This window comes from Paragemmobacter amnigenus, from assembly GCF_009908265.2.
Classification (GTDB): domain Bacteria; phylum Pseudomonadota; class Alphaproteobacteria; order Rhodobacterales; family Rhodobacteraceae; genus Paragemmobacter; species Paragemmobacter amnigenus.
This window is the reverse complement of record NZ_JAAATX020000012.1, coordinates 66,752-90,464: the sequence shown is the minus strand read 5'-3', so window position 1 is coordinate 90,464 and position 23,713 is coordinate 66,752. Positions and strand designations below refer to the sequence as shown.

Here is a 23,713-nt window from a genome sequence, read left to right as displayed (position 1 = left end):
CCGTGCAGGCTAGGGGGCGCGGGCGGGGGCGGCTTCGTCGGGTGCGACACGGGGATGTCGCGCTTGGCGGTCAGAGCGCGGCAAGCAGGGCGGCGGTGTCGGGCATCCGTGCGAGCGAGGCGTCGATGCGCGCCTGCCAGCGGGTGCCGCGGGAACGGGCATCCTCCCACGCCTCGCGCAGGTCTTCGGGGCGGTCTTCGGACAGGATCCGGATGAGGAAGGCCGCCTGCGCGCGGTCCTTGCGGGATTTGATCTGGTCGGGTCCGCCACGGCGGCGGTCGGCCACGATGAGCTTGTGGATGGCAAAGCGTTCGGGGCGGGGGATCTGGATCAGCACGCCGGAGCGGTAGAGGGCGGCGGCCTTGATCGGTTCGGCGATCAGGTAGTTGAGGTAATGCAGCGACTGCGCCGAGACGCCGAGGGCGGGCAGGTCGCGGATGTCTTCCTCGGGGCGGAAGGAGGGGGTGAGGAATTCGACAAGGCTGTCGGTGCCGGACTGCTTCCATCGCCAGACGGCGGTTCCGTCCAGCGTGGGGACGGGGGCGAAGGAGAGGTCGCGGAAGGTGTCGGAGAGCGGTTCGTCGACATGGTCGTCGAGGGCGAGCGAGAGGCGTTCGAATTGCGCGATGTCGAGGTCGTCGGTCTGGGCGGCCTGATCGAAGGGGATGGCGATGCCAAGCTCGCCTTCGTAATGGCGGAAGGCGTGGGTGCCGACCAGCGTTCCGCCAAGGCGGAAGACGCCCGTGCGGGCCATGGCATTGAGAAGCGCGCCCGTGGTGCGGTCGGGCGAAAGGAAGCCTTCGGCGCGCAGGATGCGGATCAGGCGGCTGCGATGTGCGGCGCGTTCTGCGCGCGTGGCGGCAAGTTCGCGGGCGCGGGCGACAAGGGCGGCGGTTTCGGCCGTATCCTCGCCGATGTAGCGCTTGCGTACGGTCGTGCCGATACGGAGTGTTTCATACCAATAGGCACGGTTGCCGCGTCTTTCGAGGAAGGGCGCGCCGGTGATCTGTGCCGCATCATCCTCGCGCAACAGGCGGAGGAGGTCTGTGTGGGCTGCGATGGCGGTTGGGCTGTGAGGGCGCATCGTGGACTACGGTTTTATGTTTCGTAGTCCATAGCAAGGTGGACTACAAAAGTCAAAACTGTAGTCCATTTCCCATGTGCAACATCTGGCAGTGTTTGTTGTACAGGGGCGGCCCCGCAAAGAAAAACCGCGCGGGGTGCCCCGCGCGGTTTCTTGTTGTCATGCCGTAGGTCTGGCTTATGCGTCTTCCGACGCCGCGCCGCCGATATCGTCGAAGAGTTCGGCGATTTCGAAATCGGCTGCGGCTTCGGCTTCGGCCGCCAGTTCGCGGATCGACTTGCCCGAGGCCTGCAGTTCGGCCTCTTCCGTCGAGCGCGCCACGTTGAGCGTGATGCGGACGGCGACTTCGGGGTGCAGCACGACCGAGACGGAGTGCAGGCCGAGGTCCTTGATCGGGCGGTCCAGAACGACCTGCGCGCGGTTCACGGTGAAGCCCGCGGCGGTGGCGGCATCGGCGGCGTCACGGGTGGTGACGGAGCCGTAGAGCGCGCCGGCGTCCGAGGCCGAGCGAATCACGACGAAGGCCTGACCGTCGAGCTTGGCTGCGACGGCTTCGGCTTCCTTCTTGGTCTCGAGGTTGTTGGCCTCGAGTTGGGCCTTCTTGGCCTCGAAGGACTTGATGTTGGCTTCCGAGGCGCGGAGCGCCTTGCCTTGCGGCAGCAGGAAGTTGCGGGCGTAGCCGTCCTTGACGTTGACGACTTCACCCATCTGGCCAAGCTTGGCCACGCGCTGGAGCAGGATGACTTGCATATCTGTCTCTCCTTACTTCACGGCGTAGGGCAGCAGGGCGAGGAAGCGGGCGCGCTTGATGGCTTGCGCCAGTTCACGCTGCTTCTTGGCCGAGACCGCGGTGATGCGGGACGGGACGATCTTGCCGCGCTCGGAGATGTAGCGCTGGAGCAGACGGACGTCCTTGTAGTCGATCGCAGGAGCATTGTCGCCCGAGAAGGGGCAGACCTTGCGGCGGCGGAAAAACGGTTTGTTCGCCATGGTTTATGGTCCTTTCCTGGGCCTGATCAACGACGGAAGCCGCCGCGGTCACCACCGCGGTCGCCACCACGGTCGGGACGGTCGCCGAAGCTGCGCTCGCGGCGTTCGCCACCGCCAAAGCCGCCCTCGGGACGGTCGCCACGGTCGCCACGCTCACGCTCGTCGCGCTTTTGCATCTGCACCGACGGGCCTTCGCCGTGCGCGTCGACCTTGATGGTCAGCACGCGCATCACGTCGTCATGCAGGCGCATCAGGCGTTCCATTTCCTGCACGGCAGCCGAGGGGGCGTCCGATTTCAGGAAGGCGTAGTGGCCCTTGCGGTTCTTGTTGATCTTGTAGGCCATCGTCTTGACGCCCCAGTACTCCGACTCGACGACCTTGCCGCCGTTGTCCGCGAGAACCGTGGAGAAATGTTCGATGAGGCCTTCGGCCTGCGCGTTGGAAAGGTCCTGGCGCGCGATGAAGACATGCTCGTAAAGAGCCATGTTCACTCCAGTTCTTCTTCGAGGCGCATTTCATAGGGCGGGCATTCGGCCCTTCCGCGGCCCGTCCACGAGAGGCTGCGCCGGTTCACGTGAATGCGGAAAGGATGGGGCCTTATACAGAAAGGCGGCAGGGATGCAAGCGCGCCCTCCTGTGTCCCCTGCCGCGCGCCCTGCCGCGCGCGGGGGCGGGCGGTCAGCGGGCCGAGGCGGGCAGGCCGAAGAGGCGGTCGAAGGCCCAGGTGAAGGCCCATGTGTAGATCAGGAAGGCCACGATCAGCACGCCTTCATAGGCGAGCGCGGTCAGGACCGGCACGGCGAACCACCATGCGGTGAGCGGCAGGAGGGCAAGGAGGAGACCCGCCTCGAACAGGAGGGCATGGGCGGTGCGGCGGGCGAGGCTGCGGCCACGGGTGGTCTGGCGGGACTCCCACGCCTCGAACAGGGCGTTGAAGGCGAGGTTCCAGAGCATGGCGACGGTGGAGCAGAGGACGGAAAAGACGAGGGAGGAGCCCGCGCTGGTTTCGGCCATGGCGAGCATGAGCGCGGTGGACATGAGCACGCCGCCCGCCTCGAAGGAGGTGGCATAGATCAGGCGGCGGAGTTTCGGGCGGTCATGCAGGGCCATGGGGCGGGTATGGCCCGCCCCATGGCGCGCCGCAAGCCGTGTCAGACCTTGTAGGCAAGGCGCAGGCCGCCCCAGTGGCGGCCCTGCACCACGATCGGGGCCGAGACGTCCTTCATCAGGGCGAATTGCCCGCCGCCCATGTCGCGGCGGTAGGATTGCAGCAGGAAGGGCGTGGTGCTGCGCCCCGCGCCAAGGCCGACGCGGTCGGCAAAGATGCGGCGGTTGCGGCAGTTGGCGGCGTTCCATGCCGGTTGGCCCGGTCGCTGGGGGTGCGAGAAGATGCGGTTATGGGTGGGCAGGTAGCCGTTCACATCCACCGCCGCGCAAAAGACGATGCGGGGCGACAGGCGCAGCATGGGTTCCTGTATCGCCGGAAGGAGCAGGTCGCAGAGCGGGGTGAAGGGGGCCGTGACCTGTTCCGGATCGGTGCCCGGAATGGGCGTGTAGACGTGCCGGAACAGGTCGACCGTGGTGATGCGCCCGTTGGCGATCGCCGTGGCGAAGGCGGTGGCGATCTCGGCTGCGCCCTGCTGGACGGCTTCGATGAAGGGGGTGTCGACGGTTTCGACACCGAGCCGCGCGGTGGCCGAGACGAGGCGTTCGCTGGCGCCGAGCAGTTCGGACAGGCGACCGCGCGCGGCACCAAGGCGCTGTGCGGCCTCGCCCACGCCGGTTTCGATGCCTTCGATGCTGCCGCGCGTGGCGGCGACCTGACGGGCGGCGTCCTCGGTCTTGGCGGTGATCTCGTCCTGACGCTCCGCTATGGCGCGGACGGCGCCGTCGATGTCGTGCATCACCTCGGCGATGCTGCCCGTCTCGCGGCGCAGGCCGGTGGCGCGGGTGGCGGCGGTGCGGCCTTCCTGCGCCAGCGCGGTGATTTCCTTGCCGAGCAGCCCCAGCGTGTCGCCGATGCGGTGGGTGGCTTCCTGCGTGCGGCCCGAAAGCTGTTTTACCTCTTGCGCCACGACCATGAAGCCGCGTCCTGCGGAACCGGCGCGGGCGGCCTCGATCGAGGCGTTGAGGGCGAGGAGGTTGGTGGTGCGGGCGATGGCGTCGATGTCCGAGGCGGCGCGGGCGACGAGGGAGAGGGTGGTTGTCAGCGCCTCGACCCGCGCGCCCAGAAGGGCGGCCTGATCGGCCAGAGTGGTGACATTGGCAAGGGCTGTGGCGATGCGCGCCTCGCCGTCGCCCACGGTCTGGCGCGCGCTGGCGGTGGCGGCAAGGGCGGCGGCGGCGGCGACGCGGACGGCCTCGTTCCCTTGCGCGAGTGCGTCGGAAATGTCGTGGATGGCGGAGAGGGTCGCGACCTGCCGCGCCATCAGGCTGTCCACATCCTCGACCGCGCCGGAGGCATCGGCAAGCGAGACGGAAAGCGTGCCCACTTCGGCGGCGATGACGCGGACGGCGCCATCGGCGGCATGGTCATCTTTCCCTTCGTCGGGCGGGGAGTGGTCGAGGTCTTTCATCGCAAACCTTTCCTGAACTGGCATCACCGTGCACTTGCACGGCGTCGGAAACGGCGGCGGGGTGAAAAATGTGAGAACGGGACGCATGATTGCACGGGGGGGCGGCTTTGGGCTATGCGGGGCGGCAAGGGCGCTGCGGCGCGGGTGACAAGCTGGAGGGTGGGCCATGAGCCGTGCATTCGTATTTCCGGGACAGGGGGCGCAGGCCATCGGGATGGGGCGCGCGCTGGCCGAGGCCTATCCGGCGGCGCGGGCGGTCTTTGACGAGGTGGATGCCGCGCTGGGAGAGAAGCTGTCCGCGCTGATCTGGGAGGGGGATATTGCCGAGCTGACCCTGACCCAGAACGCGCAGCCCGCGCTGATGGCGACATCGCTGGCCGCCGTGCGGGCGCTGGAGGCGGAGGGGATCTCGGTCGCCTCGCATGCGGCCTTTGTCGCGGGGCATTCGCTGGGGGAATATTCGGCGCTGACGGCGGCGGGGGCGATTTCGGTATCGGATGCGGCGCGGCTGTTGCGCGTGCGGGGCCGCGCCATGCAGGAGGCGGTGCCGGTGGGCGTGGGGGCCATGGCCGCGCTGCTGGGGCTGGATTACGAGGCGGCGGTGGCCGTCGCCGCCGAGGCCGCGCAGGGCGAGGTCTGTCAGGCTGCCAATGACAACGACCCCGCGCAGGTGGTGGTGTCGGGCCACAAGGCGGCGGTGGAGCGGGCGGTGGAGATCGCCAAGGCCAAGGGCGCCAAGCGCGCGCTGATCCTGCCTGTCTCCGCGCCCTTCCATTGCGCGCTGATGCAGCCCGCCGCGCGGGTGATGGCCGAGGCGCTGGCCGCCGTGGTGATCGGCAAGCCCGTGGTGCCCGTCGTCGTGAACGTGCGGGCCGAGGCGGTGACGGAGCCCGACCGCATCCGCGACCTGCTGGTCGCGCAGGTGACGGGATCGGTGCGCTGGCGCGAATCCGTGCAGTGGATGGCGGGCGCGGGCGTGACCGAGTTCTGGGAGATCGGCGCGGGCAAGGCGCTGTCGGGGATGGTCAAGCGGATCGTGTCGGGCGAGGTGGTGACGCGGGCAGTCGCGACGCCCGAGGACGTGCTGGCCGCCAAGGGCTGAGGGCGGGTCGAAGCGGAGCGGCGTGCCGCCGCATGGCTTGTGTCGCGCCTCCGCATCCGCTCCGGCTCGGGTCGGGGGGCATTCTGCCCCCGTCGCCGTGCGGCGACTCCCCCTGAGGATATTTGAGGACGGAAAATGGCGGATGATGTCGTGGAGGTGGCGGGGTTCGGGACGCTGCCTTGCTGTTGCTATCGTTCGGATGGGTTGCAGGAGCGGCTGGCGGCGCTGGTGATCGCGGGGCGCAAGCGGGCGACGGTCTGGGACGGGCGGGAGGAGAACCCGACGGTGTCGGGGATGCTCTGGGCTGTCACGGTCGCGGGGCGCGCGGTGGCGGTGATCGAGACGGTGACGGTGGGGCGGCGGCGGTTCTGCGACATCGACGCGGATTTTGCGGCGACCGAGGGCGAGGGGGACGGATCGCTGGCCTTTTGGCGGGCGGCGCATGAGGATTATTTCCGTCGCGCGGGGGGCTTTTCGCCGGATATGTGGCTGTGGTGCGAGGAGTTCCGGCTGGTCGCGGTTCTGGATCCGGTGCTGGAGGCGGCGGCGTCGGGCCATGTGGCGGCGGAAGTGGCAGAGGCGGGCGCCTTTCCGGCAGGGCGGGCCTGACGGGTGGCGCGGGCGGCGGGATGCTGCTAGGACAACGGGCAAAATTCTTGTGAGGGAGCAAGGCATGTTCGATCTGACGGGTAAGGCGGCGCTGGTGACCGGTGCATCGGGCGGGATCGGGGCCGAGATCGCGCGGGCGCTGCACAAGGCGGGCGCGACGGTCGGGCTGTCGGGCACGCGGGTGGAGCCGCTGGAGGCGCTGGCCGCCGAGTTGGGCGGGCGGGCGCATGTGCTGCCCTGCAACCTGTCGGTGGCGGAAGAGGTCGAGGGGCTGGTGAAGCGGGCGGCCGAGGCGATGGGGGCGGTCGACATCCTTGTGAACAATGCGGGCATCACGCGCGACGGGCTGGTCATGCGGATGAGCGACGAGGACTGGCTGTCGGTCATGGACGTGAACCTGACCTCGACCTTCCGGCTGTGCCGTGCCGCGGTGCGGGGCATGATGAAGGCGCGCTGGGGGCGGATCGTGAATATCGGGTCGGTGGTGGGCACCACCGGCAATGGCGGTCAGGTGAACTATTCGGCGTCGAAGGCGGGGCTTCTGGGCCTGTCGAAGTCGCTGGCGGCGGAAGTGGCGAGCCGCGGGATCACGGTGAACGTGGTGGCGCCGGGGTTCATCGCGACGGCCATGACCGACAAGCTGAATGACGAGCAGAAGGGCCGCATCCTGACCGCCGTTCCCGCAGGGCGCATGGGCGAGCCTGCCGAGATCGCGGCGGCGGTGGTCTATCTGGCCTCGCAGGAGGCGGCCTATGTGACGGGGGCCACCTTGCATGTGAATGGCGGGATGGACATGGTCTGATCCTGCGCGCGCCTGTGGCCCAAGGAAAGCGTTTGCCTTGCGGGAACGCCCTTGCTATAGGCGCGGCGAAAGGGCCGGGATGAAACCCGGCCTTCCCGTATCGTGACACGGGAAAGGGGCCTTTCGGGGCAGGGACAAGGGACGGGAATCCTTCCCGCAACGTGGAAAGAGGACAAGACATGAGCGACATCGCCGCACGCGTGAAGAAGATCGTCGTCGAGCATCTGGGCGTCGAAGAGGACAAGGTGACCGAGAACGCCTCGTTCATCGACGATCTGGGCGCGGACTCGCTCGACACCGTGGAACTGGTCATGGCTTTTGAAGAAGAATTCGGGATCGAGATTCCGGATGACGCCGCCGAGACCATCCAGACCTTCGGCGACGCGGTGAAGTTCATCTCGGAAGCCGCCTGATCCGTCACCGGACAGGACAGATAGCTGAACGGGCGCCCCTGCGGGCGCCCGTTTTGCTTTTTGCGCCATGCGCTGCGGAAAAGGGGTGCAGAATCGGCAGGCGGGCGGCGAGGATGGGCCGAAACCTGCGGAGGGATGGCCATGGCGACTTTGGGGGCGATGTTCGGGGCGGGGCGGGTGGAGACCTTCATGGGCCTGCCCGCCTGCCGTGATCTGGCGGCGCTGGAGGCGAAGGTGGCGATCCTCGGGGCTGCGGGCTGCACGCCCTATCCGTCGGTGGGGTTCTATTGCGCGGGGGGGCCTGCGGCGATCCGCGCGGCGGGGGCGGCCTATGCGGCGAATCTGGCGCATGTGGATTTCGATCTGGGCGGGCCGGTGCTGCCCGAGGGGGTGGTCGCGGTCGATGCGGGCGATATCGAGGTCCGCGAGGGCGATGCGGCGGGCAATCGCGCACGGCTGCGGGCGGCGGTCGAGACGGTGCTGGAGCGGGGCGCGGTGCCCGTCCTGATCGGGGGGGATGATTCCGTGCCGATCCCGATGTTGCAGGCGCTGGCCGTCACGGGGCGGAAGGTGACGGTCTTGCAGATCGACGCGCATATCGACTGGCGCGACGAGGTGCAGGGGGAACGCTGGGGCCTTTCGTCCACCATGCGGCGGGCGAGCGAGATGGGCCATGTGGAGCGGATCGTGCAGGTGGGGCAGCGCGGCATCGGGTCGGCGCGGATGTCGGACCTGCGCGACGCCATGGCCTGGGGGGTGGAGTTCGTTCCGGCGGGCGAGGTGGCGCGGGCGGGTGTGTGGCGGGCGGTGGACCTGATCCCCGAGGGGGCGGAGGTGGTGATCTGTCTGGATGTCGATGCGCTGGACCCGTCGGTGATGCCTGCGGCCATCGGGCGGACGGCGGGGGGGCTGAGCTACTGGCAGGTGATGGAACTGGTGGGGGCGGTGGCGGAGAAGGCGCGGATCGCGGCCTTCGACATGGTGGAATTCATGCCCGACCGCGATATCGACGGGATGGGCGCCATGCTGGCCGCGCAGATGCTGGCCGGGGTGACGGGGATCATCGCGCGGCAGTCCTGAGGTTTGCCGCGCGTTGCGGGGGTGCTAGACAGGCGGGGCCTGCGGGGGTAGAAGCGGCTGCGTTAGCGCTAACACAAAGCGCTCTGGTCTGGATGCAACGGGAGTATTGCCCATGGTTTCGCGCGTCATTCCGGTCGATCCCTTCGATCTGGTGATCTTTGGCGGTACGGGCGATCTGGCCCGCCGCAAGATCCTGCCGGGGCTGTACCGCCGCTTTGTCGCGGGGCAGATGCCCGCCGAAAGCCGGATCATCGGTGCGGCGCGGGCCGATCTGGACGATGCGGGGTTCCGCGCGATGGTGGGCGAGGCGATTGCCGAATTCGTGCCGGCCGAGCGGCAGGACAAGGCGCAGGTGGCGGCCTTCCTCGACCGCGTGGGCTATGTCCCGATCGATGCGAAGGGGACGGGCGGCTGGGCCGCGCTGAAGGGGCGGATGCGCGAGAATGTGGTGCGGGCCTTCTACTTCTCGGTCGCGCCGGCGCTGTTCGGGGATATTGCGGAACGGCTGCATGCCCATGGCATCGCGGATGCGTGGTCGCGGATCGTGGTGGAAAAGCCGTTCGGGCGCGACCTTGCCTCTGCCCGCGCGCTGAACGCGGTGCTGGCCGAGCATTTCGACGAACACCAGATTTACCGGATCGACCATTATCTGGGCAAGGAGACGGTGCAGAACCTGATGGCGGTGCGGTTCGCCAACATTCTGTTCGAGCCGCTGTGGAAGGCCGAATACATCGATCATGTGCAGATCACGGTTGCCGAGACCGTGGGGGTCGAGGGGCGGGGCGCCTATTACGACAAGTCGGGCGCGATGCGGGACATGGTGCAGAACCACCTGATGCAACTGCTCTGCCTGATCGCGATGGAGCCGCCCTATCATTTCGACCCCGATGCCGTGCGGGACGAGAAGCTGAAGGTCATCCGCGCGCTGGACCCCGTGCGCCCGGAGGATATCGTGCGGGGCCAATACCTTGCCGGTGGGGGGCAGGGCGGCTATGTCGAGCATAGCGAGAACCCGAATTCGCGCACCGAGAGCTATATCGCGCTGAAATGCCATATCTCGAACTGGCGCTGGAAGGGGACGCCCTTCTATCTGCGGACGGGCAAGCGGATGCGGGCACGGGCGAGTGAGATCGCCATCACCTTCAAGGAACCGCCGCATTCGATCTTTGACGATGCCAAGGGCTGGCGCGAGAACGTGCTGGTCATCCGGTTGCAGCCCAACGAGGGCATGAACCTGATGATGATGATCAAGGAACCCGGGCCGGGGGGTATGCGTCTGATGCAGGTGCCGCTGGACATGTCCTTTGCCGATGCTCTGGGCGCCGAGGCCGAGGATATCCCGGATGCCTATGAACGGCTGATCATGGATGTGATCCGCGGCAACCAGACGCTGTTCATGCGTGGCGACGAGGTGGAGGCGGCCTGGGCCTGGGCCGATCCGATCATCGCGGGATGGGAGGCGCGGGGCGACAGACCGCAGGGCTATGATCCGGGGTCGAGCGGGCCGGAGGATGCGCTGATGCTGATGCACCGCGACGGGCGGCGCTGGCGGGAGATCCGGGGATGAAGTTCGAAACCTATCCCGACCGCGAATTCCTGATGCTGGGGCTTGCGAATGTGATCGCGGGGCAGCTTGCGGATTTCCTGCGGCGGGAGGGGCGGGCCTCTCTCTGCGTTCCCGGCGGCACGACGCCGGGGCCGATCTTCGACACGCTGTCCGGCGTCGATCTGGACTGGCCGAATGTGGCGGTGTTCCTGAACGACGAGCGCTGGGTGGAGGAGGACAGCCCGCGGTCGAACACGCGGCTGCTGCGCGAGAGGCTGTTGCGCGGCAAGGCGGCGGGGGCGCGGCTGGTGCCGCTTTACGCGGCGGCGGAAAGCCCCGAGGAAAAGCTGGAGGAACTGGCCGAGGGGTTGCGCCCGCATCTGCCGATTTCGGTCCTGCTCTTGGGGATGGGGGCGGACATGCATACGGCGAGCCTGTTTCCCGGGGCGGACCGGCTGGCCGAGGGGTTGGCGGCGGATGCGCCGGTCTTGCTGCCGATGCGGGCCGAGGCGGCGGGGGAGCCGCGCATCACCCTGACCGCGCCGGTGCTGCGGGGGGCGATGAACATCCATATCCTGATCACGGGGCAGGAAAAGCGGGACGCGCTGGAGCGCGCGCTGGCCCTGCCCCCCGAGGAGGCGCCGGTGCGCGCCGTCCTCGACAACGCAACCGTGCATTGGGCGGAGTGAGGCGATGAAAGCTGAATGGGACGCGCTGTCCGCGCATCATCAGGCCGTGGCGGGGCGGCGCATCCTTGACCTGTTCGCGGGCGGCGACCGCGCGGCGGCCTTCACGGCGGAAGCGGACGGGATGCGGCTGGACTGGTCCAAGACCAATATCGACGCCGAGGGGCGGCGTCTGCTGGTCGCGCTGGCCGAGGCGGCAAGGGTGGCCGACAAGCGCCGCGCCATGTTCACGGGCGAGCGGATCAACGACACCGAGGGGCGCGCGGTGCTGCACACGGCGCTGCGCAATCTGGATGGCACGGTGATCGTGGACGGCAAGAACGTGGTGCCCTCCGTGGTGGAGACGCTGGAGCGGATGGAGGCCTTTGCCCGCGACGTGCGCGCGGGGCGGTTCACGGGGCAGGGCGGGCGGATCACCGATGTGGTCAATATCGGGATCGGCGGGTCGGACCTTGGCCCTGCGATGGCGACGCTGGCGCTGGCGCCATACCATGACGGGCCGCGCTGCCATTACGTGTCGAACGTGGACGGGGCGCATATCGCCGACACGCTGCGGGGGTTGAACCCCGAGACGACGCTGGTGATCGTGGCGTCCAAGACCTTCACCACCATCGAGACGATGACCAACGCGCAGACGGCGCGGGACTGGATGGCGGGCAAGGTGGCCAATCCGGCGGCGCAATTCGCCGCGGTGTCCACCGCCGCCGACAGGACCGCCGCCTTCGGCATCGACCCCGCGCGGGTCTTCGGGTTCGAGGATTGGGTGGGCGGGCGCTATTCGATGTGGGGGCCGATCGGGCTTGCCCTGATGCTGGCCGTGGGGCCGGAGGATTTTCGCGCCTTCCTTGCGGGGGGGCGGGCGATGGACGACCATTTCCGGCAGGCGCCGTTTGAGGCGAACCTGCCCGTGCTGCTGGCGCTGGTGGGGGTCTGGCACAATCAGATATGCGGCCATACCACGCGGGCGGTGCTGCCCTATGACCAGCGGCTGAGCCGTCTGCCTGCCTATCTTCAGCAGTTGGAGATGGAGAGCAACGGCAAGCGGGTGGCGATGGACGGGTCGGATCTGGAGATCCATTCGGGGCCCGTGGTCTGGGGCGAGCCGGGGACCAACGGGCAGCACGCCTTTTACCAGCTGATCCATCAGGGCACGCGGGTGGTGCCTTGCGAGTTCCTGATCGCTAAGGCGGGGCACGAGGCGCATCTGGCGCATCAGCATGTGCTTCTGGTGTCGAACTGTCTGGCCCAGTCCGAGGCGCTGTTGCGCGGGCGGTCGCTGGAGGAGGCGCGGGCGATCATGGCCGCGAAGGGGCTGACGGGCGCGGAGCTGGACCGGCAGGCGCGGCATCGGGTGTTCCCCGGCAATCGGCCCAGCGTGACGATCGCCTATGAGAAGCTGACGCCCTTCGTTCTGGGCCAGATCATCGCGCTCTATGAACATCGGGTGTTCGTGGAGGGGGTGATCCTCGGCATCAATTCCTATGACCAGTGGGGGGTGGAACTGGGCAAGGAACTGGCGCTGGCGCTGCAACCCGTGCTGGAGGGGCGGCAGGGGACTGAGGGCAAGGACGGATCGACGGCGGCATTGGCGGCGTGGTTCCGGAAATGAGAAACCCCGGCGCATCGCGCCGGGGTTCAAAAATCTTCGAAGATTCTTGCAAATTTCTTCGAAGAAATTTGATTACTTCAGCGCCGCCGTTACGATGACCTCGACCAGATAATCCGGCGTGGCAAGCTTCGCCTCGCCCGTGGCGCGGGCGGGGGTGTGGCCCTGCGGCACCCACTGGTCCCAGACCGAATTCATCTCGGCGAAGGTCGAGATGTCGGCCAGCCAGATCTGCGCCGACAGGATGCGCGTCTTGTCGGTGCCGGCGTCGGCGAGGATGCGGTCGACCTCGGCAAGGCAGGTGCGGGTCTGGTCCGCGACGGAATCGCCGGGATTGCCGACCTGACCTGCGACCCAGACGATGCCGTTGTAGCAGACGGCTTCGGACATGCGGGGACCGGTGCCGATGCGTTTGATCTCTGACATGGGATGTCCTTCCTGATTGACTGTCGGCTGGTTACCGCACAGGCCCCGGAAAGGAAAGCGGCGGAGCCTTGCCGAAGCGGGGCCACGGGGTCGGCGGGGATCGGCCAGAGGGGGGCGGGGCGGGGTTGGTGGATGCGGCGGGGCGTGGCAGGGGAAAGGGCCTGAAGCCAGCCCCCCGACCCCCCCGAACCGTCCGAGGTGCCGAGAGATGAGACCTGCCGCCCTTTGCCTGACCGCCCTGCTGGTCACCTGCCTTGCCGCGCCGGTGGTGCGGGCCGAGGGGCAGCCCCGCGACCTGCCGCGCAAGGCGGCGGTGGAACTGGCCCAGCCCGTGACGCTGCGCCTTGACAGGGCGGATCGTGCGGCCCGCGAGGAGGTGAAGGCGGCGGTGCGAAAGGCGGCGGAGAACCGGCCAAGGGGTCGGCTCTGGTGCGTGCCCTTCGCGCGGGCGGTGAGCGGGGTGGACATCCGCGGCAATGCCCGGACGTGGTGGGATCAGGCCAAAGGGCGCTACCAGCGCAGCAAGGCGCCGAAGGTGGGCGCGGTGATGGCCTTCGCGGCCTCTGGCGCGATGCCGAAGGGGCATGTGGCGGTGGTGTCGGGCGTGGTGGACAGCCGCCGCATCCTGATCGATCAGGCAAACTGGGTGCGCGACAGGATCACCGTCGACACCTTGGTCGTCGACGTGTCGCCGCAGAACGACTGGTCGCAGGTGCGGGTGGCGAATGGCGCGGGGGGCCTTGGCCGGATCAATCCGGTCAAGGGGTTCATCTGGAACTGACCCGTCCTGCTGCCGCGACCCGTCGTCATGTCGGCGGCGGAAGCGCTGCGCCCGAACTGCCCGAAATCGCGGCGAGCAGGACCAGAAGGGCCAGAAGCGGAACGATGATCCCGGCATCGGCGGAGCTTGCCACCTGTTCTTCGACCACGGCCGGGTCCATGGTTGGTGCCGTCTGGGCCAGCGCCGGAAGGGCGGCGGCGGAAAGGGCCAGCGAAAGGGTCAATGCGCGATACATGCGGTGGCCCTTTTCCCGTCAGATCGGTGCCGGAGCCGCGGAGCCGCCGCCGGAAAGGGCGGCGATCAGCACCAGAAGGGCCAGAAGCGGCACGATGATCCCCGCATCGGCCGAGCTTGCCACCTGTTCTTCGACCACCGCCGGATCCATTTCCGGCGCGCTCTGTGCCGCCGCGCCGCCTGCCATGGCTGCCAGAACTGCCGCCATCACCAGTCTTTTCATGGTCTGTCCCCCGTTTCCGCAGCCCGCCCCGGCGGAGTTGCCGAACGGGCGCGTTAAAAAAGGTTAAACGCGCGGACTGCACGGGGTCAATGACTGCGATCACTGCTTGGGGGAGGATGGAGCGGGTGAAGGGAATCGAACCCTCGTATTCAGCTTGGGAAGCTGCTGCTCTACCATTGAGCTACACCCGCGTCTGGGCTGTGAGGTAAGCGATGGGTCGGGCGGCGTCAAGCGGGTAGCGGGCGGGAAATCGTCCGGTCAGCGGCGAAGGATCATCCGGTCGCCTGCCAGTTCGACATGGTAGAGCGAGAGGTAATCCATCCCGAGGAGCGATCCGTCCATCTCGCCGCGGTTGACCCATGCGGAGAAGCCTTCGTCCAGATGGGGGCCGAGCGCGACCTGATCGAGCCGGACGCGGGCGGTCTGGACCGTGCCGTTGGCGGTCTGGGCCGTGCCGATATAGACCAGCGCGTCAGGGTCGATCCCCAGTCGCCGCGCATCGGCCAGCGACAGGACCATGTTGGTGGCCCCCGTATCGGCAAGGAAGCGGACGGGCGTGCCGCCGATGTCGAGCGTCAGGTAATAGTGCCCGTCGGCGGCGCGGGGCACCTCGATCCGGCCGGTTTCGGACAGGATCTGTTGCGGCAGCACGTCGCGGCGCAGGTCGTTCCACAGCCCGTAGCCCGCGATGACCCCGATGAAGATGAGGCCCCATGCGGCGGCGGTCCGCAGCGCCTCGCCCATGCGTTTGCGGTATTCGACCAGCACCCAGCCGCCCACCGACGCGAGCAGCAGCAGCAGATAGATCAGCCGTCCGGTCATTTCGGAATCCATCGCGGTCCTCATGTGCTTGCCGTTCCAGCCGATATGGGGGGTGCGGCGGGGCGGGGAAAGTGCCTAGCCGATCAATCCCGTGCCGCGGACGCCGTCGATCACGAATTGCACCGACAGGGCGGCCAGAAGCATCCCGAGCAGGCGGGTGATGACGACCACCCCCGTCCGGCCAAGCAGCCGTTCGAGCGGGGGAGAGGCAAGAAGGAACAGGAAGGTCGCGACGAGCACGAGCGCCATGAGGCCCAGCATCGCGGCCATCCCCGACCAGCCCGGCGCCTGACCCATCAGCAGGATCATGGTGGCAATCGCCCCCGGCCCCGCAATGAGTGGCGTGGCGAGGGGGAAGACCGACGGGTCGTGGTCGTGGTCGGCCTTCTGCCCCTCGCGCCGCTGGGTGCGGCGTTCGAAGAGCATGTCGAGCGCGGTGAGGAAGAGCAGGATCCCGCCCGCGATGCGGAAGGCGGGCATGGAGATGCCGATGAAGCCGAGGATCGATTCCCCCGCCAGCCCGAAGAGCGTGAGCAGCGCCCCTGCGATCAGGCAGGCCCGCAGGGCGAGGCGGCGGCGGTGGTCGGCATCCATCCCCTGCGTCAGGGCGATGAAGAGCGGGACCAGACCGGGCGGGTCGATCACCACGAAGAGCGTGGCGAAGGCGGTGATCAGGACGGCGGTTTCGGGCACGGGTGCTCTCGCTGCGGGGATGGGTCAGCTTAGGGGGATGCGGGCCGCATGGCGAGGGGCGGGGGCAAAATTCTTCTGGCGAAGAATTTTGCGGGCGATTTTTCTGGCGAAAAATCGGGGGGTGGGTGGGGGCGGAAGACCCTTCGCAGAAGGGTCGTGCGGATAGATTTTCGAAGGAAATCCAGATGCTTAGCCCGCCTCGGCCTGATCCAGACGTTCCTGCGCCTCGATCCAGAGGGCCTCGGCACGGCCCATCGCCTCTTCGCATTCGGCGAATTTGCGGTTCCAGCTTTCCAATTCGTGAATCTTCGCGTCGTCATAGAGGGCAGGGTCGGCCAGTTTGGCGGAAAGCTTGCCGTGCATCTCTTCCAGCTTGGCGATGCGGTCTTCGCATTTGCGGACTTCGGCCCGCAGGGCAAGGATTTCGTCGCGGCTGGATTTCTTTGTTTTTTCAACGGGTTTTGCGGCGATCTTCATGTCATCATCGCCCGAGAGCAGCATCTTGCGATAGGCTTCGAGGTCATCGGTAAAGGGGGTGACCGCGCCGCCCTTGACCAGCCAGAGACGGTCAGCGACCAGCGACAGGAGGTGCATGTCGTGGCTGACGAGGACGACCGCGCCGGAATATTCGGTCAACGCCTCGACCAGCGCCTCGCGGCTTTCGATGTCGAGGTGGTTGGTGGGTTCGTCGAGGATCAGGAGATGCGGCGCGTCGATGGTGGCGAGCAGCAGCGACAGCCGCGCCTTCTGCCCGCCCGAGAGGCGCCCCACCACGGTTTCGGCCTGTTCGGCCATCAGGCCGAAGCCCGCCAGACGCGCGCGCAGTTTCGGCTGCCCCTCGCCGGGGCGGAGGCGCTGGAGGTGCTGTAGCGGTGTCTCGTCGATGTGCAGCTCGTCCACCTGATGCTGGGCGAAATAGCCGATCCGCAGCTTGGACGAGCGGGTCACGCGACCCTCGCCCGCGTCGAGCTTGCCTGCGAGGAGTTTCGACAGGGTCGACTTCCCCTCGCCATTGCGGCCCAGAAGGGCGATGCGGTCGTCCTGGTCGATGCGGAGCGACAGTTTGCGCAGGACGGGCGGGCCGCCATAGCCGACGGCGGCACCTTCGATATTGACGATGGGGGGCGAGAGTTCCTCGGGTTCGGGGAAGGTGAAGACCACGCGCTTGGCGTCTTCGGGCGCGGTGATGGGCGTCATCTTTTCCAGCATCTTCACACGACTTTGTGCCTGCGTGGCCTTCGAGGCTTTTGCCTTGAAGCGGTCAACGAAGGATTGAAGATGCGCGCGGCGGGCCTCCTGCTTTTTCGCCTCGGCGGCGAGGACGGCGCGGCGCTCGGCCATCTGGCGGGCGAATTGGTCGTAAGGGCCTGACCAATAGGTGAGTTTGCGGTTGTCCAGATGCAGGATGCCCTGGACGGCGCGGTTCAGGAGGCCGCGGTCGTGGCTGATGATGAGGACGGTGTGGGGGTATTTCGCGAGGTAGGATTCGAGCCAGAGCGCCCCTTCGAGGTCGAGGTAGTTGGTCGGTTCGTCCAGAAGCAGGAGGTCGGGCTGCGAGAAGAGCACGCCGGCCAGTGCGACCCGCATCCGCCAGCCGCCCGAGAAGGCCGAGCAGGGCATGCGCTGCTGATCGGTGTCGAAGCCTAACCCCTTGAGAATGCTGGAGGCGCGGGCTTCGGCGGACCAGGCGTCGATATCGGTCAGGCGGGACTGGATTTCCGCGATGCGGGCGGGGTCGGTGGCGGTGTGGGATTCGGCCAGAAGGGCGCTGCGTTCCTCGTCGGCCTGAAGGACGGTGTCGAGGAGCGAGGTTTCCGACGAGGGCACCTCTTGCGCGACACCGCCGATGCGGGCGCGGGAGGGGAGCGAGATGGTGCCGCCCTCCAGCGCCAGTTCGCCGCGTATCAGTCTGAAAAGCGTGGTCTTTCCGGCGCCGTTGCGGCCCACGAGACCCACCTTGTGGCCGGTGGGGATGGTGGCGCTGGCCCCTTCGAACAGGGGGCGGCCTTCGACGGAATAGGTGATGTCTTCGATCTTCAGCATGATGGGGAAGGGCTTGCCCGATGGGGGGCGGGGCGTCAACGGGGCTGTGCAGAAAGCAGTGCCGCGCGCTGTGCCGCAAACTGTCAGCACGCAGCGCACGGTCGCAACGGGCGCGGGGGGCGCGGGACGCGACAGGGCGGGGGCGGCTTTCCTTTGGCCAAGGCCCGTGCTAGGAGCGCGGCGCATGAATTCCGGCGCGGCGGACGGCTGCCGTGCCCCTGATATGGAGACGCCCAAGATGGCCATCGAACGCACCCTGTCGATCATCAAGCCCGACGCCACCAAGCGCAACCTGACCGGCAAGATCGTTGCCAAGTTCGAGGAGGCCGGCCTGCGCGTCGTCGCCTCCAAGCGCATCCACCTGACGCCCGCGCAGGCCGGTGCCTTCTATGCCGAGCACAAGGAGCGCGGCTTCTATGGCGAGCTGTGCGCGTTCATGGCGTCCGAGCCGGTCGTGGTGCAGGTTCTGGAAGGCGAGAGCGCCATCGCGAAGAACCGCGAAGTGATGGGCGCGACCGATCCGGCCGCCGCCGCCGAAGGCACGATCCGCAAGGAATTCGCGCTGTCGAAGGGCGAGAATTCGGTGCACGGGTCGGATTCGGAGGCTTCGGCCGCGCGCGAGATCGCCTTCTTCTTCTCGGGCCTCGAGCTGGTCGGCTGAAGAAAGGCAAAAATCTTCGAAGATTTTTGCAAATTTCTTCGAAGAAATTTGTCTAGCGGCGTTCGATGACGCCGAAGAAATCGAGGGCCGCTTCCAGTTCGGAGCGGCCCTTTTGCGTGGTCGTGGCCTTGATCGCGTCGAAGCGGGCGCGGAGGGCCTTCTTCTCGTCCCCCTGACAGTCGTTCCACGGGCGGCCTTGCAGGCCCATGACGAGGACGTAATAGCCGATGAAATGCGGCTGGGTGCCCGACTGGATCAGGCGGCGGTAGGATTCGTCGGGGCCGAGGGCGCGGAGTTCCTCGGCCGAATGGATGCCTGCCTTGGCGAAGGCGGCTTCGGTGGCGGGGCCGAGGTTCTTGATCGAGGAGACGGGGGTGGGCATGGGGGTGCGGGCCTGAAACGGAACAGGGCCAGCCTAGCGGCTGGCCCTGTTGCGGAAAAGCGGGCTTTCGATCTGCCTCTGCTTCAGATCGAAGCCCAGTCCCGGAATACGGGGGTGGACCCTTGCTGCTGGCTGGACCCTTGGGATTGGCCCTGCTGCTGGGCGGGCGTGTTGGTGCCGCCTTGCTGCTGCGTGGTCGGTTTCTTGGCCATCTTCGCTGCTCTCTCTGGTTCAGGCTCTGGTTCGGCGATCCGTCTGTCTTCTATCTGGGCGCGAAACCGGGCCGCGGCAAGAAAGTTCCATGACGAATTTGCGACGCCGTATAGTCCCTGTGCGACAGATGCAACAGTGCCTTTCGTATAGAATGGGCGGGTCAGGCGATCACGGTTGCGGGAAATCCGACCTCGTCCAGCGCCTTTAGGAGCCGCGCGGGGGCGGCGGGGCCGGTGGTGGTGGCGGTTTTCGCGGCGAGGTCCACGGTGATGTCGCCCGCGTCGGCAAGGGATTTCAGGGCGGACTCGACGGAGGCCTTGCAGTGGCCGCAGGTCATGTCGGGGATGGAGAGGGTGGTCATGGGGGACTCCTTCGGACGTGTCAGGGTTATGTGGGGGTTCCAGTTGGGGGAAGGTCAAGGGGGGGAGTGCATTGGCGCGACGGTCGAGTTTCACCCGGGGCCAATGCCCCGGGTGGCGGCCGCACCGCCCCGACGGGGCGGCCGCCACCCTTGCGTTGTTCTGTTTAAGGAAAATGGATTTGCGGGCTTGACCTTCTCGTGACTGGAAGGATTACGTCACATGGCGGAAGGAGAATTCCCATGACCGATACCGCATTTGCCCCCGCCGCCCCCGCCACGCGTGACACGAAATCCGCCCGCTTCCGGCTGGAGGGGATGACCTGCGCGTCCTGCGTGCTGCGGGCCGAGCGGGTGCTGACCGCCCAGCCGGGGGTGGAGCGCGCGGTGGTCAACCTGTCGACCGAGACGGCGGATGTGTCCTATCACGCGCCTGCCGATCCTGCGGCGATGGCGGCCGCGCTGGCCAAGGCGGGCTATCCCGCGCGCGAGATCACCGTGGTTCTGGGGGTGGAGGGGATGACCTGCGCCGCCTGCACGGGGCGGGTGGAGCGGGTGCTGAAGGCCCAGCCGGGGGTGAAGGATGCGGTGGCGAACCTTGCCCTGCGCCGTGCGACGGTGACGCTGTTCGAGGGGGGCGCCGCGCCGGAGGTTCTGGCGGCGGCGGTCAGCAAGGCGGGCTATGCGGCGGTGCCGCTGGAAGAGGCAGCCCCCCATGATCCGGCGGCCGAGGTGCGGCGTCTGGCACGGGAGACGGCGGTGGCGGGGGTGCTGACCCTGCCCGTTTTCGGGGTGGAGATGGGGGGGCATCTGGTGCCGGCCTTCCATCACTGGCTGATGGGGGTGGTGCCGGTGGCGCAGCTGTGGCTGGCGCAGTTCGTGCTGGTTACGCTGGTGCTGGTCGGGCCGGGGCGGCGGTTCTTTGCCAAGGGCATCCCCGCGCTGCTGCGGGGCAGTCCGGACATGAATTCGCTGGTCGCGGTCGGGACGGGGGCGGCCTGGGCCTATTCCACGGTCGTGACCTTTGCGCCTGCGCTGGTGCCCGAAGGATCGCGCGCGGTCTATTTCGAGGCGGCGGCGGTGATCGTCGTCCTCATCCTGCTGGGCCGCACGCTGGAGGCGCGGGCGCGCGGGCGGGCGGGGGCAGCCATCGCGCGGCTGGTGGGGATGCAGCCCAAGGTGGCGCGGCTGGAGGACGGGTCGGACGTGCCGGTGGCGTCGCTGGTGCCGGGGATGCGGGTTCTGGTGCGGCCCGGTGAACGGGTGGCGGTGGATGGGGTCGTGGTGGCGGGGGCCTCGGCGGTGGACGAATCCATGCTGACGGGGGAGCCGGTGCCTGTGTCCAAACATGCGGGCGATGCGGTGACAGGGGGCACGGTGAACGGGACCGGCGCGATCACGGTCGAGGTGCGGCAGGTGGGCGCGGCGACGGTTCTGGCGCGGATCGTGGCGATGGTCGAGGAGGCGCAGGGGACCAAGCTGCCGGTGCAGGCGCTGGTGGACCGCGTGACGCTGTGGTTCGTGCCGGTGGTGATGGGGATTGCGGTGCTGGCCGCGGCGGGGTGGCTGCTGGCGGGGCAGGGGATCGCGGCGGCGCTGGTGGCGGGGGTGTCGGTGCTGATCATCGCCTGCCCCTGCGCGATGGGTCTGGCGACGCCGGTGTCCATTCTGGTCGGCACGGGGCGGGCGGCGGAACTGGGCGTGCTGTTCCGGAAGGGCGAGGCGTTGCAGCGGCTGGCCGAGGTGGGCGTGGTGGGGTTCGACAAGACCGGCACGCTGACCGAGGGGCGGCCGGTGGTGACGGATATGGTCGGCGCCGATGTGCTGGCCGAGGCGGCGGCGGTGGAGGCGGGGTCGGAGCATCCGCTGGCCGGTGCCGTGCTGGCCGAGGCGGCGGCGCGCGGGCTGGCGCTGCCCTTGGCCGAGGGGTTTCGGGCCGTGCCGGGCTATGGCGCGCGGGCCGTGGTCGGGGGCGCGGAGGTCTGTGTCGGGTCGCAGCGGATGTTTGCCGAGGTGCCGGAGGCGTTGCGCGCGGCGGCAGAGCGGTTGGCGGCGGAGGGGAAGGGGCTGCTTTTCGTGGGCGACGACCGCACGGCGCGGGGGTTGATCGCGGTGGCCGATCCTGTGAAGCCGCGCGCGAAGGCGGCGCTGGAGGCATTGCGCGGGATGGGTCTGCGCGTGGCGATGGTGACGGGGGACAATGCGGTGACGGCGGCGGCCATCGCGGCGCGGCTGGGGATGGATGACGTGAAGGCGGGGGTGCTGCCCGAGGGCAAGGGGGATGCGGTGCGCGCGATGGGTGGCGGCGTGGCCTTCGTGGGCGACGGGATCAACGACGCGCCCGCGCTGGCGGCGGCAGAGGTCGGGCTGGCCATGGGGACGGGGACGGATGTGGCGATCGAGGCGGGGGATGTGGTGCTGATGTCGGGCGATCCCTTGGGCGTGGCCGATGCCGTCACCATCAGCCGCGCGACGATGCGCAACATCCGGCAGAACCTGATCTGGGCCTTCGGCTATAACGCCGCGCTGATCCCCGTGGCGGCGGGGCTGCTGGTGCCCTTTGGCGGGCCGCAGCTTTCGCCCATGCTGGCGGCGGGGGCGATGGGGTTGTCGTCGGTCTTCGTGCTGAGCAATGCGCTGCGGCTGAAGACGGTAAGGGGGGCACGGGGATGAATATCAAGGATGTGGCCGAACGGTCGGGGCTGCCTGCCAAGACCATCCGGTATTATGAGGAGATCGGGCTGATCCGGCCCCTGCGCGGCGCGAACGGATACCGCGCCTTTCGCGAGAGCGACCTGCACAAGCTGGCCTTCCTTGGCCGCGCGCGGGGCTTGGGCTTTACCATTGAGGAATGCCGCCGCCTGCTGGCGCTCTATGAGGATCGCGAGAGGGCGAGCGCGGATGTGAAGGCGCTGGCCGAGAAGCATCTGGCGGATATGGAGGTCAAGATCGCGGAGTTGCGCGCCATGCAGGCCACCTTGTGCGAGCTGGTGGCCAGTTGCGCGGGCGACCACCGGCCCGACTGCCCGATCCTGACGGGGCTGGCGGGGGCGGGCTGCTGCTGAGGGGTTCCGCCGCGCAGCGGCCCGTGCAAGGGTGGGCCGGACCCAGCCGGAGGCACAGATGACCGACTCGATCTCCGTTTTCGATGGCCATAACGACATCCTGTACCGCCTGCTCATGGCACCGGAACGGCGCGAGGCGATCTGGCTGACGGGCGAGGGGGCGGGGCATCTGGACCTGCCGCGGATGGAGGCGGGGGGCTTTGCGGGCGGGCTTTTTGCCATCTACATCCCGTCCCCCGCCAATCCGGCCGATGCGGGGATCGAGGAGCTGATGGATCGGCCCCCCTATGCGCTGGACCTGCCCGAGCCGCTGGCTCTGGGCCCGTCGCAGGCGGTGGCGCTGGAACTGGCGGGGCAGCTGATGTGGATGGCGCGCGCCTCGGACGGGCGGTTCCGGCTGTGCCGCACGGTGGCAGAGATCGAGGCGGCGCGGGCGGCGGGGGCCATCGCGGGCGTCATGCATATGGAGGGGGCGGAGGCGATCGACGCGGGCTGCGAGGCGCTGCATGTGTTCCACGCGATGGGGCTGCGGTCGCTGGGCCCGGTCTGGAGCAGGCCCACGGTCTTTGGCCACGGGGTGCCCTTTGCCTTTCCGGCGGGGCCTGACACGGGGCCGGGGCTGACCGAGGCGGGCAAGCGGCTGGTGCGCGAGTGCAATGCGCTGCGCGTGATGATCGACCTGAGCCATCTGAACGAGAAGGGCTTTGACGATGTGGCGCGGCTGTCGGATGCGCCGCTGGTCGCCACCCATTCCAACGCCCATGCGGTGACGCCGTCGACGCGCAACCTGACCGACCGGCAGCTTGACGCGATCCGCGAGAGCGGGGGGATGGTGGGGCTGAACTTTGCCACGGTCTTCCTGCGGCCCGACGGGCGGCGCGATCCGGCGATGGGATGGGAGCCGGTGCTGCGCCATCTGGACCACCTGATCGGGCGGCTGGGCGAGGATCATGTGGGCTTCGGGTCGGATTTCGACGGGGCGACGGTGCCCGAGGGGATCACCGACGTGGCGGGTCTGCCGCGCCTGTTGGCGGCCCTGCGGGCGCATGGGTATGACGAGGCGCTGCTGGGCAAGCTGGCCTGGGGGAACTGGATGGGCGTGCTGCGCCGGACCTGGGGGGAATAGGCGGGCAAAATTCTTCTGGCGAAGAATTTTGGGGGCGATTTTTCTGGCGAAAAATCGGGTGGGGTGAAGGGCAACTGGATGGCTGCTCTTCAGCGGATTTGGAGGGCTTGGGGGCGATCCTCGTGCCGAAAAATCGGGTGGGGGTGAACTTTCGCCAGAAAGTTCGTGGTGAAGGTTTTTCGCGAGAAAAAC

The 23,713-nt window shown here is 68.1% G+C and carries 28 protein-coding genes and 1 tRNA gene; 14 read left to right on the top strand and 15 right to left on the bottom strand.

The features are described from left to right. Positions 1–70 precede the first annotated feature (70 nt). From GU927_RS16625 to GU927_RS16600, 6 genes are all read right to left on the bottom strand, one after another. On the bottom strand, positions 71–1,084 hold the full coding sequence (locus GU927_RS16625) for a nucleotidyltransferase family protein (protein ID WP_161763576.1): 1,014 nt from the start codon (positions 1,082–1,084) through the stop codon (positions 71–73). A 177-nt stretch (positions 1,085–1,261) separates the two neighbouring features. After that, the gene (gene rplI, locus GU927_RS16620) at positions 1,262–1,834 is read right to left on the bottom strand and encodes a 50S ribosomal protein L9 (RefSeq protein ID WP_161763575.1); all 573 of its coding nucleotides are present in this window, start codon (positions 1,832–1,834) and stop codon (positions 1,262–1,264) included. Between the two features lie 12 nt (positions 1,835–1,846). Continuing rightward, on the bottom strand, positions 1,847–2,074 hold the full coding sequence (gene rpsR / locus GU927_RS16615; protein ID WP_023666208.1) for a 30S ribosomal protein S18: 228 nt from the start codon (positions 2,072–2,074) through the stop codon (positions 1,847–1,849). 26 nt (positions 2,075–2,100) lie between these two features. Further along, on the bottom strand, positions 2,101–2,559 hold the full coding sequence (gene rpsF / locus GU927_RS16610) for a 30S ribosomal protein S6 (protein ID WP_161763574.1): 459 nt from the start codon (positions 2,557–2,559) through the stop codon (positions 2,101–2,103). Between the two features lie 193 nt (positions 2,560–2,752). Next, the gene (locus tag GU927_RS16605; protein WP_161763573.1) at positions 2,753–3,184 is read right to left on the bottom strand and encodes a PACE efflux transporter; all 432 of its coding nucleotides are present in this window, start codon (positions 3,182–3,184) and stop codon (positions 2,753–2,755) included. Between the two features lie 41 nt (positions 3,185–3,225). Further along, positions 3,226–4,650 (bottom strand): methyl-accepting chemotaxis protein, encoded by a 1,425-nt coding sequence (locus GU927_RS16600; RefSeq protein WP_161763572.1) that lies wholly within the window; start codon positions 4,648–4,650, stop codon positions 3,226–3,228. A gap of 166 nt (positions 4,651–4,816) precedes the next feature. Between GU927_RS16600 and fabD the strand changes: the two genes are divergently transcribed. The 8 genes from fabD to pgi all read left to right on the top strand — a co-directional run bounded on the left by fabD (position 4,817) and on the right by pgi (position 12,497). Beyond that, entirely contained in the window at positions 4,817–5,752 is a 936-nt protein-coding gene (gene fabD, locus GU927_RS16595) for an ACP S-malonyltransferase (protein WP_161763571.1), read from the top strand. A gap of 135 nt (positions 5,753–5,887) precedes the next feature. Further along, entirely contained in the window at positions 5,888–6,361 is a 474-nt protein-coding gene (locus GU927_RS16590) for an ASCH domain-containing protein (protein ID WP_161763570.1), read from the top strand. A 64-nt stretch (positions 6,362–6,425) separates the two neighbouring features. Continuing rightward, positions 6,426–7,163, top strand: coding sequence for a 3-oxoacyl-[acyl-carrier-protein] reductase (gene fabG, locus GU927_RS16585; RefSeq protein ID WP_161763569.1), 738 nt, complete (start codon positions 6,426–6,428; stop codon positions 7,161–7,163). A gap of 179 nt (positions 7,164–7,342) precedes the next feature. After that, complete coding sequence (locus GU927_RS16580; protein ID WP_023666215.1) at positions 7,343–7,576, top strand: acyl carrier protein; 234 nt, start codon at positions 7,343–7,345, stop codon at positions 7,574–7,576. Between the two features lie 141 nt (positions 7,577–7,717). Further along, positions 7,718–8,656 carry an arginase family protein gene (locus tag GU927_RS16575; RefSeq protein WP_161763568.1) on the top strand — a complete coding sequence of 313 codons (939 nt, stop codon included), beginning with the start codon at positions 7,718–7,720 and terminating at the stop codon, positions 8,654–8,656. Between the two features lie 112 nt (positions 8,657–8,768). Next, entirely contained in the window at positions 8,769–10,223 is a 1,455-nt protein-coding gene (zwf, locus tag GU927_RS16570) for a glucose-6-phosphate dehydrogenase (protein WP_161763567.1), read from the top strand. After that, complete coding sequence (gene pgl / locus GU927_RS16565) at positions 10,220–10,891, top strand: 6-phosphogluconolactonase (protein ID WP_161763566.1); 672 nt, start codon at positions 10,220–10,222, stop codon at positions 10,889–10,891. Before zwf ends, pgl begins: the two co-directional genes overlap by 4 nt. A 4-nt stretch (positions 10,892–10,895) precedes the next feature. Continuing rightward, positions 10,896–12,497: a glucose-6-phosphate isomerase gene (gene pgi / locus GU927_RS16560; RefSeq protein ID WP_161763565.1), complete on the top strand. Its 1,602-nt coding sequence runs from the start codon at positions 10,896–10,898 to the stop codon at positions 12,495–12,497. A 72-nt stretch (positions 12,498–12,569) separates the two neighbouring features. Here pgi and GU927_RS16555 read toward each other — a convergent pair whose 3' ends face one another. Further along, complete coding sequence (locus GU927_RS16555; RefSeq protein ID WP_161763564.1) at positions 12,570–12,920, bottom strand: RidA family protein; 351 nt, start codon at positions 12,918–12,920, stop codon at positions 12,570–12,572. 208 nt (positions 12,921–13,128) lie between these two features. Between GU927_RS16555 and GU927_RS16550 the strand changes: the two genes are divergently transcribed. Next, complete coding sequence (locus tag GU927_RS16550; protein ID WP_217765711.1) at positions 13,129–13,701, top strand: CHAP domain-containing protein; 573 nt, start codon at positions 13,129–13,131, stop codon at positions 13,699–13,701. A gap of 25 nt (positions 13,702–13,726) precedes the next feature. On the opposite strand, the gene GU927_RS16545 is transcribed toward GU927_RS16550, so the two are convergent. From GU927_RS16545 to GU927_RS16520, 6 genes are all read right to left on the bottom strand, one after another. Next, positions 13,727–13,936: a hypothetical protein gene (locus GU927_RS16545; RefSeq protein ID WP_161763563.1), complete on the bottom strand. Its 210-nt coding sequence runs from the start codon at positions 13,934–13,936 to the stop codon at positions 13,727–13,729. Between the two features lie 18 nt (positions 13,937–13,954). After that, on the bottom strand, positions 13,955–14,158 hold the full coding sequence (locus GU927_RS16540) for a hypothetical protein (protein WP_161763562.1): 204 nt from the start codon (positions 14,156–14,158) through the stop codon (positions 13,955–13,957). 117 nt (positions 14,159–14,275) lie between these two features. Further along, positions 14,276–14,349 (bottom strand) — tRNA-Gly (locus GU927_RS16535). A gap of 67 nt (positions 14,350–14,416) precedes the next feature. Further along, entirely contained in the window at positions 14,417–14,992 is a 576-nt protein-coding gene (locus GU927_RS16530) for a retropepsin-like aspartic protease family protein (protein WP_161763639.1), read from the bottom strand. Between the two features lie 63 nt (positions 14,993–15,055). Beyond that, positions 15,056–15,673 (bottom strand): MarC family protein, encoded by a 618-nt coding sequence (locus GU927_RS16525; protein ID WP_161763561.1) that lies wholly within the window; start codon positions 15,671–15,673, stop codon positions 15,056–15,058. 189 nt (positions 15,674–15,862) lie between these two features. After that, a complete protein-coding gene (locus GU927_RS16520; protein WP_161763560.1) occupies positions 15,863–17,716 on the bottom strand; it encodes an ABC-F family ATP-binding cassette domain-containing protein in 1,854 nt (617 codons plus the stop codon). Positions 17,717–17,954: 238 nt separating this feature from the next. Between GU927_RS16520 and ndk the strand changes: the two genes are divergently transcribed. Then, entirely contained in the window at positions 17,955–18,377 is a 423-nt protein-coding gene (gene ndk / locus GU927_RS16515) for a nucleoside-diphosphate kinase (protein ID WP_161763559.1), read from the top strand. 52 nt (positions 18,378–18,429) lie between these two features. Here ndk and GU927_RS16510 read toward each other — a convergent pair whose 3' ends face one another. Then, on the bottom strand, positions 18,430–18,759 hold the full coding sequence (locus GU927_RS16510) for a TfoX/Sxy family protein (RefSeq protein ID WP_161763558.1): 330 nt from the start codon (positions 18,757–18,759) through the stop codon (positions 18,430–18,432). Between the two features lie 146 nt (positions 18,760–18,905). Between GU927_RS16510 and GU927_RS16505 the strand changes: the two genes are divergently transcribed. Beyond that, entirely contained in the window at positions 18,906–19,064 is a 159-nt protein-coding gene (locus GU927_RS16505; protein ID WP_161763557.1) for a hypothetical protein, read from the top strand. Between the two features lie 68 nt (positions 19,065–19,132). On the opposite strand, the gene GU927_RS16500 is transcribed toward GU927_RS16505, so the two are convergent. Then, complete coding sequence (locus GU927_RS16500; RefSeq protein WP_161763556.1) at positions 19,133–19,333, bottom strand: heavy-metal-associated domain-containing protein; 201 nt, start codon at positions 19,331–19,333, stop codon at positions 19,133–19,135. A 240-nt stretch (positions 19,334–19,573) separates the two neighbouring features. Here GU927_RS16500 and GU927_RS16495 point away from each other — a divergent pair, with 240 nt between their 5' ends. From GU927_RS16495 to GU927_RS16485, 3 genes are read left to right on the top strand one after another with little or no spacing between them, the layout of a single operon-like run. Then, positions 19,574–22,003: a heavy metal translocating P-type ATPase gene (locus GU927_RS16495; protein ID WP_161763555.1), complete on the top strand. Its 2,430-nt coding sequence runs from the start codon at positions 19,574–19,576 to the stop codon at positions 22,001–22,003. Further along, entirely contained in the window at positions 22,000–22,395 is a 396-nt protein-coding gene (gene cueR, locus GU927_RS16490; protein ID WP_161763554.1) for a Cu(I)-responsive transcriptional regulator, read from the top strand. The genes GU927_RS16495 and cueR overlap by 4 nt, the downstream gene beginning before the upstream one ends. A gap of 58 nt (positions 22,396–22,453) precedes the next feature. Next, positions 22,454–23,521 carry a dipeptidase gene (locus GU927_RS16485; RefSeq protein WP_161763553.1) on the top strand — a complete coding sequence of 356 codons (1,068 nt, stop codon included), beginning with the start codon at positions 22,454–22,456 and terminating at the stop codon, positions 23,519–23,521. Positions 23,522–23,713: the final 192 nt, after the last annotated feature.

Coding starts and splice junctions, on each gene's coding strand:
- GU927_RS16625 (WP_161763576.1), bottom strand. CDS start 1,084: ATGCGCCCTCACAGCCCAACCGCCATCGCAGCCCACACAGACCTCCTC.
- rplI (WP_161763575.1), bottom strand. CDS start 1,834: ATGCAAGTCATCCTGCTCCAGCGCGTGGCCAAGCTTGGCCAGATGGGT.
- rpsR (WP_023666208.1), bottom strand. CDS start 2,074: ATGGCGAACAAACCGTTTTTCCGCCGCCGCAAGGTCTGCCCCTTCTCG.
- rpsF (WP_161763574.1), bottom strand. CDS start 2,559: ATGGCTCTTTACGAGCATGTCTTCATCGCGCGCCAGGACCTTTCCAAC.
- GU927_RS16605 (WP_161763573.1), bottom strand. CDS start 3,184: ATGGCCCTGCATGACCGCCCGAAACTCCGCCGCCTGATCTATGCCACC.
- GU927_RS16600 (WP_161763572.1), bottom strand. CDS start 4,650: ATGAAAGACCTCGACCACTCCCCGCCCGACGAAGGGAAAGATGACCAT.
- fabD (WP_161763571.1), top strand. CDS start 4,817: ATGAGCCGTGCATTCGTATTTCCGGGACAGGGGGCGCAGGCCATCGGG.
- GU927_RS16590 (WP_161763570.1), top strand. CDS start 5,888: ATGGCGGATGATGTCGTGGAGGTGGCGGGGTTCGGGACGCTGCCTTGC.
- fabG (WP_161763569.1), top strand. CDS start 6,426: ATGTTCGATCTGACGGGTAAGGCGGCGCTGGTGACCGGTGCATCGGGC.
- GU927_RS16580 (WP_023666215.1), top strand. CDS start 7,343: ATGAGCGACATCGCCGCACGCGTGAAGAAGATCGTCGTCGAGCATCTG.
- GU927_RS16575 (WP_161763568.1), top strand. CDS start 7,718: ATGGCGACTTTGGGGGCGATGTTCGGGGCGGGGCGGGTGGAGACCTTC.
- zwf (WP_161763567.1), top strand. CDS start 8,769: ATGGTTTCGCGCGTCATTCCGGTCGATCCCTTCGATCTGGTGATCTTT.
- pgl (WP_161763566.1), top strand. CDS start 10,220: ATGAAGTTCGAAACCTATCCCGACCGCGAATTCCTGATGCTGGGGCTT.
- pgi (WP_161763565.1), top strand. CDS start 10,896: ATGAAAGCTGAATGGGACGCGCTGTCCGCGCATCATCAGGCCGTGGCG.
- GU927_RS16555 (WP_161763564.1), bottom strand. CDS start 12,920: ATGTCAGAGATCAAACGCATCGGCACCGGTCCCCGCATGTCCGAAGCC.
- GU927_RS16550 (WP_217765711.1), top strand. CDS start 13,129: ATGAGACCTGCCGCCCTTTGCCTGACCGCCCTGCTGGTCACCTGCCTT.
- GU927_RS16545 (WP_161763563.1), bottom strand. CDS start 13,936: ATGTATCGCGCATTGACCCTTTCGCTGGCCCTTTCCGCCGCCGCCCTT.
- GU927_RS16540 (WP_161763562.1), bottom strand. CDS start 14,158: ATGAAAAGACTGGTGATGGCGGCAGTTCTGGCAGCCATGGCAGGCGGC.
- GU927_RS16530 (WP_161763639.1), bottom strand. CDS start 14,992: ATGGATTCCGAAATGACCGGACGGCTGATCTATCTGCTGCTGCTGCTC.
- GU927_RS16520 (WP_161763560.1), bottom strand. CDS start 17,716: ATGCTGAAGATCGAAGACATCACCTATTCCGTCGAAGGCCGCCCCCTG.
- ndk (WP_161763559.1), top strand. CDS start 17,955: ATGGCCATCGAACGCACCCTGTCGATCATCAAGCCCGACGCCACCAAG.
- GU927_RS16510 (WP_161763558.1), bottom strand. CDS start 18,759: ATGCCCACCCCCGTCTCCTCGATCAAGAACCTCGGCCCCGCCACCGAA.
- GU927_RS16500 (WP_161763556.1), bottom strand. CDS start 19,333: ATGACCACCCTCTCCATCCCCGACATGACCTGCGGCCACTGCAAGGCC.
- GU927_RS16495 (WP_161763555.1), top strand. CDS start 19,574: ATGACCGATACCGCATTTGCCCCCGCCGCCCCCGCCACGCGTGACACG.
- cueR (WP_161763554.1), top strand. CDS start 22,000: ATGAATATCAAGGATGTGGCCGAACGGTCGGGGCTGCCTGCCAAGACC.
- GU927_RS16485 (WP_161763553.1), top strand. CDS start 22,454: ATGACCGACTCGATCTCCGTTTTCGATGGCCATAACGACATCCTGTAC.